General features: G+C 72.9%; 14 protein-coding genes, 1 tRNA gene and 1 other RNA gene. 10 read left to right on the top strand and 6 right to left on the bottom strand.

Features of this window, described 5'->3' with window-relative positions:
- Window positions 1-392 precede the first annotated feature (392 nt).
- The 4 genes from PUR61_RS36315 to PUR61_RS36330 form a co-directional block, all read right to left on the bottom strand.
- Window positions 393-584 carry a hypothetical protein gene (locus PUR61_RS36315; RefSeq protein ID WP_329883827.1) on the bottom strand — a complete coding sequence of 64 codons (192 nt, stop codon included), beginning with the start codon at window positions 582-584 and terminating at the stop codon, window positions 393-395.
- Between the two features lie 161 nt (window positions 585-745).
- Window positions 746-1,207: a prevent-host-death family protein gene (locus PUR61_RS36320; RefSeq protein ID WP_329883828.1), complete on the bottom strand. Its 462-nt coding sequence runs from the start codon at window positions 1,205-1,207 to the stop codon at window positions 746-748.
- A 224-nt stretch (window positions 1,208-1,431) separates the two neighbouring features.
- Complete coding sequence (locus tag PUR61_RS36325; protein ID WP_329883829.1) at window positions 1,432-1,554, bottom strand: hypothetical protein; 123 nt, start codon at window positions 1,552-1,554, stop codon at window positions 1,432-1,434.
- 144 nt (window positions 1,555-1,698) lie between these two features.
- Window positions 1,699-1,783, bottom strand: a tRNA-Ser gene (locus PUR61_RS36330).
- Window positions 1,784-1,913: 130 nt separating this feature from the next.
- Here PUR61_RS36330 and ffs point away from each other — a divergent pair.
- From ffs to PUR61_RS36380, 10 genes are all read left to right on the top strand, one after another.
- An RNA gene (ffs, locus tag PUR61_RS36335) (signal recognition particle sRNA small type) lies at window positions 1,914-2,010 on the top strand.
- Between the two features lie 88 nt (window positions 2,011-2,098).
- Window positions 2,099-4,318 (top strand): DNA polymerase III subunit gamma and tau, encoded by a 2,220-nt coding sequence (locus PUR61_RS36340; protein ID WP_329883830.1) that lies wholly within the window; start codon window positions 2,099-2,101, stop codon window positions 4,316-4,318.
- A gap of 72 nt (window positions 4,319-4,390) precedes the next feature.
- Window positions 4,391-4,732, top strand: a complete 342-nt coding sequence (locus tag PUR61_RS36345) for a YbaB/EbfC family nucleoid-associated protein (RefSeq protein WP_329883831.1) — start codon at window positions 4,391-4,393, stop codon at window positions 4,730-4,732.
- Window positions 4,733-5,106: 374 nt separating this feature from the next.
- Entirely contained in the window at window positions 5,107-5,706 is a 600-nt protein-coding gene (recR, locus tag PUR61_RS36350; protein WP_329883870.1) for a recombination mediator RecR, read from the top strand.
- Window positions 5,699-6,409, top strand: coding sequence for a DUF5063 domain-containing protein (locus PUR61_RS36355; RefSeq protein WP_329883832.1), 711 nt, complete (start codon window positions 5,699-5,701; stop codon window positions 6,407-6,409). Before recR ends, PUR61_RS36355 begins: the two co-directional genes overlap by 8 nt.
- A gap of 426 nt (window positions 6,410-6,835) precedes the next feature.
- Complete coding sequence (locus PUR61_RS36360) at window positions 6,836-8,116, top strand: aspartate kinase (protein WP_329883834.1); 1,281 nt, start codon at window positions 6,836-6,838, stop codon at window positions 8,114-8,116.
- Window positions 8,113-9,165, top strand: a complete 1,053-nt coding sequence (locus PUR61_RS36365) for an aspartate-semialdehyde dehydrogenase (RefSeq protein WP_329883835.1) — start codon at window positions 8,113-8,115, stop codon at window positions 9,163-9,165. Before PUR61_RS36360 ends, PUR61_RS36365 begins: the two co-directional genes overlap by 4 nt.
- 346 nt (window positions 9,166-9,511) lie before the next feature.
- Complete coding sequence (locus PUR61_RS36370) at window positions 9,512-10,057, top strand: SigE family RNA polymerase sigma factor (protein WP_329883836.1); 546 nt, start codon at window positions 9,512-9,514, stop codon at window positions 10,055-10,057.
- Between the two features lie 277 nt (window positions 10,058-10,334).
- A complete protein-coding gene (locus PUR61_RS36375; protein WP_329883837.1) occupies window positions 10,335-11,657 on the top strand; it encodes a hypothetical protein in 1,323 nt (440 codons plus the stop codon).
- Window positions 11,658-11,902: 245 nt separating this feature from the next.
- Window positions 11,903-12,751 (top strand): SURF1 family protein, encoded by an 849-nt coding sequence (locus PUR61_RS36380; RefSeq protein ID WP_329883838.1) that lies wholly within the window; start codon window positions 11,903-11,905, stop codon window positions 12,749-12,751.
- A gap of 13 nt (window positions 12,752-12,764) precedes the next feature.
- Here PUR61_RS36380 and PUR61_RS36385 read toward each other — a convergent pair whose 3' ends face one another.
- Window positions 12,765-13,460 (bottom strand): hypothetical protein, encoded by a 696-nt coding sequence (locus PUR61_RS36385; RefSeq protein WP_329883839.1) that lies wholly within the window; start codon window positions 13,458-13,460, stop codon window positions 12,765-12,767.
- Window positions 13,461-13,489: 29 nt separating this feature from the next.
- Complete coding sequence (locus tag PUR61_RS36390; protein WP_329883840.1) at window positions 13,490-15,394, bottom strand: S9 family peptidase; 1,905 nt, start codon at window positions 15,392-15,394, stop codon at window positions 13,490-13,492.
- Window positions 15,395-15,403 lie beyond the last annotated feature (9 nt).

Consider the following 15,403-nt stretch of genomic DNA (forward strand, 5'->3'; position numbering starts at 1 on the left):
CCCGAAGACCTCGAACACGTCGCCCAGGAACTCAACGGCCGCCCACGCAAGACGCTCGGCTGGAATACCCCAGCCGAGCGTCTACGTGATCTACTCACCACCTAAACCACGTGGTGTTGCGACGACCCCCAGAACCCAAGCTGGGCGGTCGGGGCCTTCGTGCTGCCATGGCTTGCAGAGGCGGAGGATACGAGATTCGAACTCGTGAGGGGTTGCCCCCAACACGCTTTCCAATTCTCCCGAACGCCGTCTGCCGGGGTTCAGACCTGTTCTGACCTGCGCCGGAGCGAACCGTCGGGTGGCGGTCGAACCAGCCGGACGGCGATGAATGAGACCAGAACTGAGACCACGCTACCTGGCACCTGCAGCTGGATCGTCCACCTCGTGCCTGGTCAGCTGTCCGTGTCTTTGGGGTGCCGGGGCGAGGCGTAGACGAGATGTACGGTCCGCCCTGGCTCGTCGACGAGGTAGCGCACGCGCCCGCCGGCGGTCACCTCGTACTCCCACTGCGGCAGCTCGCTCCCTCCGAGGGTGCGAGCCGCCAGACGCCCCCGAAGCCGGTGCTGCCGATCAGGGTCGCCCATGGACATGGGGTCGGTGCGAAGGGCTTCGAAGCAGCGTCGTGTATTCCCGGGAGCTTCGGAGCAGAGATCGCCCCACCCCTTGGCCGCCTCATTGGTGGCGAACCGTAGCCGCCATTCGCTGCCGATCGGCGGTGGTGGGACGTCGTCGCCGCGTTTGGGGCTCATGGGTTGGGAACCTCGCCGTGGTCGTCACCGGGAAGCAGTTCGGTGAGCTGCGCAGCCAGTTCCGGATCCGCCAGGATTCGGGCTGTGGCGCGCCACTCGACGATCACTCTGTGCAGATTGGCGTGGACGTCCAGCTCCACCACGTCGCGAGTGGCGTTCACGAGGTCGACGATAAACTCCCGGACCTCTTCGGCCGACAGGTGGCGGGTCCACGGGAAGACCTCGGGGAGCGCGAGGAGGACGGCGCGAGCGCCCTCGCTGCTGGTGATCAGCGCTGCGAACAGTCGTGCGGTGACGTCGGCGGTCTCTTCGCGCTGACGGTCGTGGCGCTCCGTGGTCAGGTACAGGTCCTCGCCGTCGCGGCGTGTGACGTGAATGCGCTGTGCCTGTTCGACACTGTCCGCGACGCGCTTGGAGTTCTTCGACAGGTCGGAGAACGACACGGTGAGAGTGGACATGTCTTGATGTTACTTCGGAATACGTTCCGAAGTCAACTGATTGCAGATGTCGAAATCGCCGTTCGCCCCTCGGGGGTGCCTGCATGGACTCGTAACACGATCTTGTGAATTGTTGCCGGTGTGACGATTCGTCCGTTCGTGATGGTGTGAGCAGCAAGCCGTGGATCGTGGACGACGAGCTATGAGCCCGGATCGAACCGCCGTTGCCGGCCCGGTCGGAGCAGTCACCGGGCCTTCGCCCGGTCGATGACCGGCGTCTGGACGACGTGATCGTGCTCCATGGGGAGCGCGCGCACCGCGTTCCCGGCGGCGCTGGCCCACGCGTCGGCCTTTGGGATCTTCGGCATGCTGTCGCCCGAATGCTCGCCGTCCGCCTCGTCTGGGCTCGGGGCGGCTGTTGCCCTCGTGATTCTGCCCGTGCCTCCGGCACGGCACCCGGAGCCGGGAGCGACGAAGGCCCGGACCGCTGAGCGGTCCGGGCCTTCTGCCGGCGGAGGATACGAGATTCGAACTCGTGAGGGGTTGCCCCCAACACGCTTTCCAAGCGTGCGCCCTAGGCCACTAGGCGAATCCTCCGTGGGAGAGCTTAGTACATGTTCAGGGGTGGTCGCGACCACGTATCTCGTAGGTGGGGGCGAGGGGTGGCCTGCGGATGAGGGGAGGGGGTGGTGGTGGAGGGGTGGGCCCGGGATCCGGTAGTGTTGGGGGCAGCCCCTCGTGTGGCGTTATCTCTCTGAACCCCCCCAGGGCCGGAAGGCAGCAAGGGTAAGAGGGCTCTGACGGGTGCACGGGGGGTCTTTGCGTTCCCGGGGGAGCCCGGTGGGCACGGGCGGGGCCGGGGCGGGTCGAGGGGCGACGCGTTTGTCCGTCCGTCCCGATATCGTCGGTGGTGTGTCCCTAGCCCTGTACCGCCGCTATCGCCCCGAGACCTTCGCGGAGGTCATCGGTCAGGAGCACGTGACCGCTCCGCTCCAGCAGGCCCTGCGCAACAACAGGGTCAACCACGCCTACCTGTTCAGCGGCCCGCGCGGCTGCGGGAAGACGACCAGCGCGCGCATCCTGGCCCGCTGCCTCAACTGTGAGCAGGGCCCGACGCCGACGCCGTGCGGTGAGTGCCAGTCCTGCCGGGACCTCGCCACGGGCGGGCCCGGGTCGATCGACGTGATCGAGATCGACGCGGCCTCGCACGGTGGTGTGGACGACGCGCGCGAGCTGCGGGAGCGGGCGTTCTTCGCCCCGGTGCACAGCCGGTACAAGATCTTCATCCTGGACGAGGCGCACATGGTGACCCCGGCCGGCTTCAACGCGCTGCTGAAGGTGGTGGAGGAGCCGCCGGAGCACCTCAAGTTCATCTTCGCGACCACCGAGCCGGAGAAGGTGATCGGGACGATCCGGTCCCGGACGCACCACTACCCGTTCCGGCTGGTGCCGCCCGGCACGCTGCGCGACTACCTGGCGGAGGTGTGCGGCCGGGAGGAGATCCAGGTCGAGGACTCGGTGTTCCCGCTGGTCGTGCGGGCCGGTGCCGGGTCGGTGCGTGACTCGATGTCGGTGATGGACCAGTTGCTGGCCGGTGCCACCGAGGGCGGTGTGACGTACCGGATGGCCACCGCGCTGCTCGGGTACACCGACTCGGCGCTGTTGGACGAGGTGGTCGATGCCATTGCCGCGCACGACGGGGCGACGGTGTTCCAGGCCGTCGACCGGGTGGTCGAGGGCGGGAACGATCCGCGTCGCTTCGTCACGGACCTGCTGGAGCGGCTGCGGGACCTCGTGATCCTCGCCACGGTGCCGGACGCGGGGGAGAAGGGTCTGCTCGACGCGCCGGCGGACCGGGTGGTGGTGATGCAGGCGCAGGCGGACTCGTTCGGCGCGGCCGAGCTGAGCCGGGCGGCGGACATCGTCAACACCGGACTGACGGAGATGCGCGGGAACGCGGCGCCCCGGCTCCAGCTGGAGCTGATCTGTGCCCGGGTGATGTTGCCGGGCGCGTACAGCGACGAGCTGTCGTTGCAGGCGCGGCTGGACAAGCTGGAGCGCCGGGCGGCGGCCGGCGGGTTCGCCGGCGGTGGTCCGGGTGGTTTGGGTGGTCCCGGTGTCGCCGGCCTCGGAGCTCTCGGGGCGATCGGGGTCGGTGAGGGCGGCGGGATCGCGGCCGGCGGGACGGCTCCTCCGGTGGCGGCGGTGCCGGAGGTCCAGCAGGTGGCGGCCCCGGCGGTGGAGTACGTGCCGCAGGCGCCCGCTCCGGTACCCGCGCCCGCCGCCCCTGCGGCGCCGGCGGCTCCGGCCGCTTCCGCGCCCGGGGCGTGGCCGATCAAGCGGAGCTTCTCGCCGGCCGGTGAGGCGTCCGCTCCCGCCCCGGCCGCTGCCCCCGCGCCCGCTGCCCCCGTGCAGCAGCCGCAGCAGCCCGCCCCGGCGCCCGCACCTGCGGCGGCCGGTGGGCAGCCGTCGGCGGCGGCGCAGCAGGGCGCCGGGCAGGTCCGGCAGCTCTGGCCGCAGATCCTGGAGGCGGTGAAGAACCGGCGCCGGTTCACCTGGATCCTGCTGAGCCAGAACGGCCAGGTCGCCGGGTTCGACGGCAGCGTGCTCCAGGTCTCGTTCATCAACGCCGGCGCGCGGGACAGCTTCGTCAGCAGCAACAGCGACGACGTGCTGCGCCAGGCGCTGGCGGACGCGCTCGGGGTGGACTGGCGGGTCGAGTGCATCGTCGACCCCTCGGGCGGAGTCGGCGGGACCCCCGGTGGTGGTCCCTCGGGCGGCTTCGGCGGCGGTGCCGGCGGCGGTGGTGGCTGGGGAGCTGCACCGGCGCGTCCGGCGGCGTCCGCGCCCCCTGTGGCGCCTGTCGCCCCGGCGCCCGTGGCCGCCCCCGTACCGGCGCCTGCGCCGGTCGCCGCGCCCCAGGCGATGCCGGTCACGCCGAGGCCGTCACCGGTCCAGGCACCTCCGCCCCAGGCCGCCCCGGCGCGTCCGGTGCAGGCGGTGGCCCCGGAGGACGACATCCCGGAGGAGGACGACCCGGACCTCAACGAGGAGGCCTTCTCCGGCCAGGATCTGATCGTCCGGGAGCTGGGTGCGACCGTGCTGGAGGAGATCCGGCACAGCGGCGGCTGAGCCGACCGGGCAGCACGTAGGCTCGGGGCGAGGACGCACACAGAACGCAGGACCGAACGCAAGGAGTGAGCCGTGTTCCCCGGTGGTGGCCAGCCCAACATGCAGGCGCTGCTCAAGCAGGCGCAGAAGATGCAGCAGGATCTCGCCCAGGCCCAGCAGGAGCTGGCCGAGGCGAAGGTGACCGGTTCGGCGGGCGGCGGCCTGGTCGAGGCGACGGTGACCGGTGCCGGTGAGCTGGTGGCGCTGACCATCGCCCCGGCGGCCGTGGACCCGGAGGACACCGAGACCCTGGCCGACCTGGTCCTGGCGGCGGTCCGTGACGCGAACCAGTCGGCGCAGAAGATGCAGGCCGAGCGGATGGGCCCGCTGACCCAGGGCCTCGGCGGCGGCGGCATCCCCGGCCTGCCGTTCTGATCGTCGGTTCAGGGACAGGCAGAGGGACAGATACACGCACAGGCACAGGGCCAGGGCCAGGGCCGGCAAGCCCCGGCCCGGCCCGGTTCCGCCCGGACGGCCGGGCCGTTCGGGCAGTGCCGGGCGGTCGGGACGAATCGGTACGTGTCGGTACGAGGGGCTCCCCGGCGGCCGGTGGAGGGCTCTCGACCGGCCGGTAGGAGGGTTTCGGGACGGTTCCCGAGGCCCCGGAGATCTGTAGTTCAGACAACGGACCTGTGTGATTTATGCGGGAGACGGGCGTCGGGCGGTGTGCCCGACGCCCGATTCGTTGGATGATGGCACCGGAGCACCCCGCGCGGGTGCCACCGTTCCACCTGAGGGAAGGCGCGACGTTGTACGAGGGCGTGGTTCAGGACCTGATCGACGAACTGGGCAGGCTGCCCGGCGTCGGGCCCAAGAGCGCCCAGCGGATCGCCTTCCACGTCCTGCAGGCCGACCCCGTCGACGTGCGCCGGCTGGCGCACGCGCTGCTGGAGGTCAAGGACAAGGTCCGGTTCTGCGCCGTCTGCGGCAACGTCGCGGAGGCCGAGCGGTGCCGGGTCTGTCTCGACCCGCGGCGCGACCTCGCCGTCATCTGCGTGGTCGAGGAGTCCAAGGACGTGGTCGCCATCGAGCGCACCCGTGAGTTCCGTGGCCGCTACCACGTACTGGGCGGCGCGATCAGCCCGATCGAGGGCGTCGGCCCGGACGACCTGCGGATCCGGGAGCTGCTGGCGCGGCTCGCGGACGGCACGGTCACCGAGCTGATCCTGGCCACCGACCCCAACCTGGAGGGGGAGGCGACCGCCACCTATCTGGCCCGGCTCTGCAAGCCGATGGGTCTGAGGGTGACCCGGCTGGCGAGCGGCCTGCCCGTCGGCGGGGATCTGGAGTACGCGGACGAGGTCACACTCGGTCGCGCCTTCGAAGGGAGACGACTGCTCGATGTCTGACCGGACCATCAACCAGCAGCCCCACACGCCCCACCAGGCCGGACCGGAGCAGGACCGGCACAGCTGGCACACGCACGCGCACGGCTCGGAGCCGGACGACTTCGCGGTGCAGATCGCGGACTCGGTGGAGAGCTTCGTGCTCGCCGTCACCGAGGTGGCCAAGGGCGACGAGCCCGGCAGCGCGGTCTCCCTCCTCCTGTTGGAGGTCTCGCAGCTGCTGCTGGCCGGCGGCCGGCTGGGCGCGATCGAGGACGTCGTGCCGGAGGACCGGTTCGAGCCCGACACCGGGCCGGAGCCGGACGGCGAGCAGCTGCGGGAGCGGCTGGCCGCCCTGCTTGCGCCGATCGACGTCTACCACGAGGTCTTCGACCCGTACGGGCCGCCGGAGAAGCCGAGCGCGTTCCGGATCTCGGACGACCTCGCCGGGGTGGTGAGCGAGCTCCAGCACGGGCTCACCCACTACCGCGAGGGGCGGGTCAGCGAGGCGCTCTGGTGGTGGCAGTTCTCCTACCTGTCCAACTGGGGCACGACCTGCACGGCGGTGCTGCGGGCGCTGCAGTCGCTGATCGCGCACGTCCGGCTGGACAGCCCGATCGGGGCGGCGCCGGACGGTGCGGACACCGACAACGACGGGCTCACCGACGAGCAGCTCGAACAGCAGGCCGGCGACCTCATGGCGGCCGAGCTGGGGATCGGGCGCTGAACCCACAGGGAGCCCCCACCGGGAGCCCCTGCCAGGAGCCCCCACCGGGAGCCCCGGGAGCGGGCCCCGGCGGGGCTCCGGGAACGGGTCGGGGTCCCGGGAACGTGTCCGGGGAACGTTCCGGCAGGGGTCGGCGGGGGTCGGCACGCATTGTGACGCAGACCTCAGGGTTTTCCGTCGAAGAGAAAACCCCGGGGCTGCCGACCGTTTGCCCGCCGATTCTGCGGGGCGGTGCGGGATACCCCGCAGACCTGCCCGTGGCCCCGCCCGAACCGCCGCTCACCTGCTGAAACGTGTGTCTCATCATATGGAAACCGGCAGGTGTCGCACCCCTGCTCGGTAGACTGGCGCGGACCGCACCACCCCCGCCACCCGGGGGTGCGGGGGCCGAGCGCCCCCGGAAACGACACAAGTCGAGGAGCGCACGTGGGCCTTGTCGTGCAGAAGTACGGCGGCTCATCCGTTGCGGATGCCGAGGGCATCAAGCGCGTGGCCCGTCGAATCGTTGACGCCAAGAAGGCCGGCCATGAGGTCGTCGTCGTGGTGTCCGCGATGGGCGACACGACGGACGAGCTCATCGAACTCGCGGAGCAGGTGTCACCTCTCCCCGCCGGCCGCGAGTTCGACATGCTGCTGACCGCTGGAGAGCGCATCTCCATGGCTCTGCTGGCCATGGCGATCAAATCCCTGGGTCACGAGGCCCAGTCCTTCACAGGCAGCCAGGCCGGTGTCATCACCGACTCCGTCCACAACAAGGCGCGCATCATCGACGTGACGCCGGGCCGCATCCGCACCGCCCTGGACGAGGGCAACATCGCGATCGTGGCCGGCTTCCAGGGTGTCTCGCAGTCGAGCAAGGACATCACCACGCTCGGCCGCGGCGGCTCCGACACCACGGCCGTCGCCCTCGCCGCGGCCCTCAGGGCCGAGGTCTGCGAGATCTACACCGACGTGGACGGCGTGTTCACCGCCGATCCGCGCGTGGTGAAGAAGGCCCGCAAGATCGACTGGCTGGCGTACGAGGACATGCTGGAGCTGGCCTCGTCCGGCTCCAAGGTGCTGCTCGACCGCTGTGTGGAGTACGCGCGCCGCTACAACATCCCGATTCACGTACGCTCGTCCTTCTCGGGCCTTCCCGGGACGATCGTCAGCAACGACAACCCGCACCAGCCCGAAGGGGGCGAGATGGAGCAGGCCATCATCTCCGGAGTCGCCCACGACACGTCCGAGGCCAAGGTCACGGTCGTAGGCGTGCCCGACAAGCCGGGCGAGGCGGCGCGCATCTTCCGCGCGATCGCCGACGCCGAGGTCAACATCGACATGGTGGTGCAGAACGTCTCCGCCGCGTCGACCGGTCTGACCGACATCTCGTTCACCCTGCCGAAGGCCGAGGGCCAGAAGGCCATCGACGCGCTCGACCGGGTCAAGGAGGGCATCGGCTACGAGTCGCTCCGCTACGACGACGCGATCGGCAAGATCTCGCTCGTCGGTGCGGGCATGCGCTCCAACCCGGGCGTCACCGCGACCTTCTTCGAGGCGCTCTCCGCCGCCGGGGTCAACATCGAGCTGATCTCCACCTCGGAGATCCGCATCTCGGTGGTCACCCGCGCCGAGGACGTCAACGCGGCCGTGCGCGCCGTCCACAGCGCCTTCGGGCTGGACAGCGACACGGACGAGGCCGTCGTCTACGGAGGCACCGGGCGATGACCCGGCGGCCGAACCTCGCCGTCGTCGGGTCCACCGGCGCGGTCGGTGAGGTGCTCCTCGGCCTGCTCTCCCTCCGTCAGGACATCTGGGGCGAGATCCGTCTCGTCGCCTCCCCGCGCTCGGCCGGCCGTAAGCAGACCGTGCGCGGGGAGCTCGCGGAGGTGCTCCCGCTCACCGAGGAGTGCTTCGACGGGATCGACGTCGCGGTGTTCGACGTGCCCGCGGACGTCTCCGCCCGGTGGGCGCCGATCGCGGCCGCCAAGGGCGTTGTGGTCGTCGACAGCTCCGGGGCCTTCCGCCTGGACGAGGACGTTCCGCTGGTCGTGCCCGAGGTCAACGCGGCGGCGGTGCGACTGCGTACGCGCGGCATCGTGGCCGGCCCCGACTCCACCACGCTGACGATGATCGCGGCGGTCGGTGCGCTGCACGCCGAGTACGGGCTCGCCGCGCTGGTCGTCTCCTCCTACCAGGCCGCCTCCGGCGTGGGCCGGGCCGGCGCCGACGCGCTGCGCGGGCAGCTCGCGCAGGTGGCCGGTACCGAGGTCGGCGAACAGACCGGCGACCTGCGGGCCGTGATCGCCGACCACGGCCCGTTCGCCGCCCCGCTCGCGCTCAACGCGGTGCCATGGGCCGGCACGCTGACCGACGGCGGCTGGTCCTCCGAGGAGCGCACGGTACGGGACGAGTCCCGCAAGATCCTCGGCCTGTCCGCGCTCAGGGTCTCCGCCACCTGCGTCCGCATCCCGGTGGTGCGCACCCACGCGGTCGCCGTGCACGCGGTGTTCGAGCGGGAGGTCACCCAGGAGCACGCCCAGGAGATCCTCCGGGACGCCCCCGGCGTGGTGCTCTACGACGATCCGGCGGCGGGCGAGTTCCCTACGCCGAACGACGTCGTCGGTACCGATCCGGTGTGGGTGGGCCGGGTACGCCGGGCACTGGACGACCCGACGGCGCTGGACCTCTTCCTCTGCGCGGACAACCTGCGCAAGGGCTCGGCGCTGAACGCGCTGCAGATCGCCGAACTGGTCGCGGGGGAACTCGGCCTGTGAGCCGGGTCGGCGGTCCCGTCGTCCGACGGCCCGCCGGGACCGCACCCGGGACCGCACCCGGGACCGCGTCCGGGGCCTCTCGCGACGGCCGGGGCTGCCGCTCCTCGGCCGGCGTCTACGCAGTTTGTTCGCGGACCGCTTGAGGAATCCTCGCCGAATCCCCTGGAGGGGGCTCCGCCCGATGCGGAAGAATGTCCGCCGGGCTGGGCAACCATGACAGGGGATCGAGTGTCCAACGGGCGTGGCGAACGTGATGGTGGGGGCAGGGGCGGGCATCTCGGCAACGGCCGCGGTGACGTTCCCGCCGCGCGCCCAGTGGCCGGCGGATAGGCCGGTAGAAAGCCAGATGACGGTAGTCGCATCCGGCGCCGCTGACTCCGGCGCGGGCACCACCGCGGGGACCAGCGAGGACCTGCTCACCGAGACCTACCAGGCGCACTACCGCTCCCTGCTGCGGCTGGCCGCGCTGCTCCTCGACGACCTCTCCACCTGTGAGGACGTGGTGCAGGAGGCGTTCATCCGGGTGCACGCGGCCCGGCGGCGGGTGCGTGAGCCCGAGAAGACCCTCGCCTACCTGCGGCAGACGGTGGTCAACCTGTCCCGCTCGACGCTGCGGCGCAGGATTCTCGGGCTGAGGCTGCTTCAGAAGCCCATGCCTGACATGGCCAGTGCAGAAGAAGGGGCCTACGATGCGCTGGAACGCGACCAGTTGAAGGCCGCGTTACGGGGTCTGCAACGCCGTCAGCGGGAGGTACTGGTGCTGCGCTACTTCGTGGACATGACGGAGGCGCAGGTCGCCGAGACCCTGGGCATCTCGCTGGGGTCGGTGAAGGCGTACGGCTCACGCGGGATCGCCGCGCTGCGGGTCCAGATGGAGGCCGGGCATGGCTGAGGACGATCGGGTGTCCGGTGAACGGGCCCCCTCCGACGGTGGTCCGGGGGCCGGGAGAGGACCGGGCGGCAGAGACCGAGGTCCGGGAGGTACGGCAGGGCCTGGGAGCGCGGGAGTATTCGGCGCCCCGGGCGGGTTCCGGGGGTTCGCCGGGGCCGGGGCAGGGGCCGGAGCCGGAGCCCTAACCGGGGCCGAGACCGGGGCCGGGGCCGACGACGGCGAGGTCGATCCGCTCGGCTCGGAGGAACGACTCGTCCGGGCGCTGATGCAACGGGCCGTGGCCGAGGTCCAGCCCGCCCCCGGCGGCCTGCAGCACATCCGCCGGGCGGTGCCGCGCAGACGGGCCGCGCGCCGGGGCGCCTGGACCGGCGCCGCCGCGCTGGCCGCCGTCGTCTCCGTCCTGCTGCCGACCCTGCACGACGACGAACACCTCGGTCTCTCCGGCGGCCCCGGCTCGCCCAACGCACACGGCGGCACCGCCTCGTCGACCTCCTCGGGGACCGCACCCGGTGGAGGCATCGTGTGGCCGAGCCTGCCGCCGGCCCCCGACGTGAGCACGCCCACCTCGCCGGGCAGCCCGTCCGGCACCGCCGGGACCTCGCCGAGTGCCGACGCGAGCACCACCCGCCCGGCGCCCGGGACCTCGGCCCCGGCCGCCGCCACCGGCACCGGCGGCGAGAGCGGGCCGATGCCGCTCTGCACCCGTGGCGATCTCGGGCAGGGCACCGCCCAGGTCGGTACGGCCGACCCCGACGGCCGGATCTACGGGTACTTCACGGTGACCAACACGTCCGCGCACAGCTGCCGGCTCGGCGGGCCCGGTTCGGTCACGGTCACCGGCACCGTCGGGACGGAGTCCGGGCGGATCCGGATCGCCGATCACACGGCGGGCGGTCCGGCGACCGGGCTGCCCGCGCGCTCGACGGATCCTGCGGCGGGGACGGGCGGCGGCACCGACGGTCTCGTGCTCGCGCCCCGGGCCGGGTACCGGGTGGACTTCGGGTGGGTGCCGGACGCCGCCGGCTGCCCGACGCCCGGCGGGACGACCTCGCCGAGCGCCTCCGCCGGCCCCGGGCAGAGCACGACGGGCGGAGCCACCGGCGGCAGCGCCGGCAGCGCGACGGCCGGCGGTACGGCGGGTGGCGGCGCCGCTCCGGGGCCGGGCGCGGGCACCGGTGCGGCGCCGGGATCGGCCGGCGGCGCGAGCGGCGGTGCGGGAACGGACGCGGGCGCGGGTGCGAGCGGCGGGACGGGTCCCGGCCTGCTGAGCGCCGGCCCGACCGGATCGACGAGCGGGCCGCGCCTGTCCACCGGGTCGGCCCCGGAGGCCGGCTTCACCGCGGGGACGAGCGCGGAGCCGCCGCCGAGCACTGCGACGACACCCCTGTCGACCGGTGCGCCGAGTCCGTCGGCCACCTCGACGGCCGGGCCCGGCAAGCCGTTGACGAGCGTCACGCTGGCCTACACCCCGGCGCCGGGCAACCCGCCCGCGTCCGTCGCCGTCCTCCCGGGCGTCTGCGCGGGCACGGTCTACCGCACCGCGCCCGACCCGCTTCCGTCGGCGCTCCCGGCTCCGAGCGCCTCGCCCTCGTCGGGGTGAGTGCGGGGGCGGTCCCGGGGCGCCGCACGCGGGGCCGGGCGCCGGGCAGTGGTGAGAGGAAGCAGCAGGAGTAGGGGACCGGCGAGGGGGCGCAGGGCGGCGTCCTGGGCGGTTGCGGCGCGGACCGGCGGGGCCTCGCGGCGGGGGACGTCGGCCGGTCCGACTTTCCGCTCCGGGGGGTGGTGTCCGGGCCGGGCGGGGGGCCTGGGGTCGGGCGGCGTGTGAGGAGTGGTTACCGTGGGGGTGTGTACCGGTTCCTCCTCACCCCGCGCTGGCTGAGCGGCACCGCGTTGGCCGTCGCGGCCGTCGCGGTGTGCGTCTGGCTCGGCTCCTGGCAGCTCGGTCGGTTCGAGGACAAGGTCGCCTCGCAGGAGGAGATCAGCCGGTCGGTGAACGACGCCGGTGCTTCCCGGCCGCTCGGTGAGGTGCTCGGCGCCGACCGGCCGCAGGTCACCACGGACACCGTCGGCCAGGCCGTGACGGTGACCGGCACCTTCGACCAGGAACACCAACTGCTCGTGCCCAACCGGGTGTTGGACGGCAAGCAGGGCTACTACGTGCTGACCCCGCTGCGCACGCCGGACGGGCGGACCGTCGCGGTGGTCCGCGGCTGGGCGGCCGGGACACCGGCTGCCGCGGTGCCCGCCACCGGAATGCCCGCCGGCGCCTCCACGGTCGCGGATTCCACGACCACGACCACGACCGCCGGTGCCGCGCCCGCCGGCGAGGTGACGGTGACCGGCCGGCTGCAGGCCGGCGAGACCAGCGGCAGCGGCGGTGCGGTGGCCGGCGGGCTCCCGGAGGGACAGCTCGGCACGATCAACCGGGCCGCCCTGGTCAACAAGCTCTCCTACGAGGGCTGGTACGACGGCTGGGTGTCCGCCGACGACGCGCCGGCCGGGCTGACCACGGTGCCGACGGTGCAGCCGCAGGGCGGCAACGGACTGAGCCTGCGGGCGTTCCAGAACCTGGGCTACACGCTGGAGTGGTTCGTCTTCGGCGGCTTCGTGGTGTTCATGTGGTTCCGCCTGCTGCGCCGCGAGGCCGAGGCCGAGCAGGACCGGGCCCTGGGACTGGACCCGGTCCTCGACTGACCGGACGGCCGGCTCAGCGCGTGGGCTTCACCGGCGGCACGACGGGCTTGGACGGAACGGCGGGTGCGCTCGGCACCACCGGTGCGGACGGGGTCGGCGCCCCGGACGGAGCGGGCGGAGCCGACGGGCCTGACGACGTGGCCGACGGGGACGGCGAAACGGTCGGCGGCGGGTTGTCGCACCGCCGGCTGCTGCCACTGCCGTTCCCGCCGGCGTTGTCGTCGTCCGAGTCGTAGGTGTCGGTGTGGTGGCGGGCCTTGCGGCCGCTCTTGGAGCCCTTCGAGCCGGACGAGCTCTTGGAACCCGACGAGCTCTTGGAGCCGGACGAGCCCGACTTGGCCAGCAGCACCGTGCCGCCGTGCGGCGCGCCCTCCGCCACGGTCGACGCCACGGTCGGCGCCACGGACCCTGCCACTGAACTCGCCACGGACCCCGCAGCGCCCTCCGGGCCGCGTTCGGCTGCGCCGAGCTCGGCCGTGCGGAAGGCCGCCCGCACCACGACGGCCGCGGCGGCGGCCACGGTCGCCGTGGCCTTGGACGGGGCCGTCGGCGAACTCGCACTCGTCGGTGAGGAGGACGGTGAGGAGGCGGGCGGCGGGCAGGCCGACCCCCCGCCCCCGGTCCCGTCGTCGCCGTCCTGGCCCGAGCAGCCGGTGAGCACCAGGGCCCCGGCCACCCCCACCCCCATGATCGCCAGCAGGCGTCTCACACGTTCCCCCCGTCCCTCTCCTCCGTCTTCTACCGATTCTCTCCGACGCCGCCCGTGCCGAGGTGCCGACCGACGAAGTCGATCTCCAGCCGCAGCTGCTTGATCCGCTCGTCGACGACGAGCGAACCGTGCCCGGCGTCGTACCGGTACACCTCGTGCACCTTGCCCAGCTGCTCCAGCCGCTCGACGTAGTTGTCGATCTGCCGGATCGGGCAGCGCGGGTCGTTCACCCCGGCGCTGATGTAGACCGGGACCCGCACCCGCTCCACGTAGGTCAGCGGGGAGGAGGCGGTCCAGCGCTCGGGCACCTCCTCCGGCGTTCCGCCGAAGAGCGTGCGGTCGATCGCCTTCAGCGCCTCCATCTCGTCGTCGTACGCGGTCAGGTAGTCCGCGACGGGGACGGCGGCGACGCCGAGGCTCCAGAGCTCCGGCTGCACGCCGAGGCCGAGCAGGGTGAGGTAGCCGCCCCAGGAACCGCCGGACAGCACCAGCCGGTCCGGGTCGGCCAGGCCGCTCGCCACCGCCCACTCCCGGACGGCCGCGATGTCCTCCAGCTCGATCAGGCCGACCCGCTCGCGCAGCGCGTCCGTCCAGGCCCGGCCGTAGCCGGTGGAGCCGCGGTAGTTGACCCGGACCACCGCGAAGCCGTGGTCCAGCCAGGCGGCCGGGCCGGCGGCGAAGGAGTCGCTGTCGTGGTGGGTCGGGCCGCCGTGCACCTCGAAGACGGTCGGGAACGGGCCGTCCGCCGGACCTGCCCCGGACGGCCGCTGGACGAGCGCGTGCACCCGGCCGCCGGGGCCGTCCACCCAGACGTCCTCGACCGGGACGGAGGCGGGCGGCACCGCGCCGGGCGCGCGCAGCACCACGCCGCCGGCGGTGGAACGGACCGCGGACGGCTCGGCGGCGGAGGACCAGAGGAATTCCACGGTGCCGTCCGGCCGGGCGGTCGCGCCGCTGACCGTGCCGCGCGGGGTGTCGAGCCGGGTCAGCACGCCCTTGGCGCTCCCCGGGCCGTCCGGGCCGTCCGGGCCGTCCGGGCCGTCGAGCTCGTACGAGAACAGCTCGCTGCGCGCCTCGTACTCGTGCTCGATCAGCAGGGACCGGGCGCCGGGCCGCCACTGGGCGGAGACGTCGCCGGGCAGTTCGCGGCCCTGTTCGTCGCGGAGCGGCAGCGCGGTCTCGACACCGGTCGCGACGTCCCAGATCATCGGTTCCCAGCGGCCGGTGCGCTGCTGGGCGACCAGCAGCCGGGTGTCACCGTCGACCGGGGCGAAGCCCATGCAGGCCACACCGCGCGGTTCCGCGTGCCCGGTGACCTCGTCCAGCTCGGCGACGGTCGCGCCGTCGGAGAGGCGGACCACCCGGATCGCCCCGTGCATCGCGTCGCCGTGCTCGGTGTGGTCGATGGCCAGCAGGGTGCTGTCGTGGCTGAGGTCGCCGACGCCGCCGTACTCCGCGTGCCGGTAGATCTCGACCGGTTCGGCCGCCCCGGGCCGTCGCAGGTGCAGGGTGGTGCCGTGCTCGTCGGTGGACCGGCCGACCACGACGGTGCCGTCCCGGCCGAGGGCCAGGCCCGCGTCGTAGGACGGGTCGAGGCCGGGGACGGCCTCCTCGTCGGGGCCGGTCGCGCCTTCGGGGCGGCCCTCGAAGGGCCGGCGGCGCCAGATGCCGAACTCGTCACCGTCGCTGTCGTCGAACCACCAGATCCACGCGCCGTCGGGGGACAGCTCGGCGTCGGTCGTGCCGTTCGGCCGGTCGGTGACGCGCCGGTGGGTGTCGGTGGCGCGGTCCCAGGCGTAGATCTCGTAGGTGCCGCTGGCGTTGGACACGTACAGCGCCCGGTCGGGGGCGTCCTCCGCCCAGTCCGGCAGGGAGACCCGTGCCGCCCTGAACCGCTGCTCCCACGCCGGAACGGCGCTCTTCTCCTCGCTCATCCACCCATC

The sequence above is a fragment of the Streptomyces sp. BE20 genome (genome assembly GCF_036322525.1).
In the GTDB taxonomy this organism is placed as follows: Bacteria; Actinomycetota; Actinomycetes; order Streptomycetales; family Streptomycetaceae; genus Kitasatospora.

Bases quoted from the DNA above. Each gene is read 5' to 3' on its own strand.
- PUR61_RS36315 (WP_329883827.1), bottom strand. From the start codon at position 584: ATGGGCGACCCTGATCGGCAGCACCGGCTTCGGGGGCGTCTGGCGGCT.
- PUR61_RS36365 (WP_329883835.1), top strand. From the start codon at position 8,113: ATGACCCGGCGGCCGAACCTCGCCGTCGTCGGGTCCACCGGCGCGGTC.
- PUR61_RS36325 (WP_329883829.1), bottom strand. From the start codon at position 1,554: ATGCCGAAGATCCCAAAGGCCGACGCGTGGGCCAGCGCCGCCGGGAAC.
- PUR61_RS36390 (WP_329883840.1), bottom strand. From the start codon at position 15,394: ATGAGCGAGGAGAAGAGCGCCGTTCCGGCGTGGGAGCAGCGGTTCAGG.
- PUR61_RS36355 (WP_329883832.1), top strand. From the start codon at position 5,699: ATGTCTGACCGGACCATCAACCAGCAGCCCCACACGCCCCACCAGGCC.
- PUR61_RS36370 (WP_329883836.1), top strand. From the start codon at position 9,512: ATGACGGTAGTCGCATCCGGCGCCGCTGACTCCGGCGCGGGCACCACC.
- PUR61_RS36320 (WP_329883828.1), bottom strand. From the start codon at position 1,207: ATGTCCACTCTCACCGTGTCGTTCTCCGACCTGTCGAAGAACTCCAAG.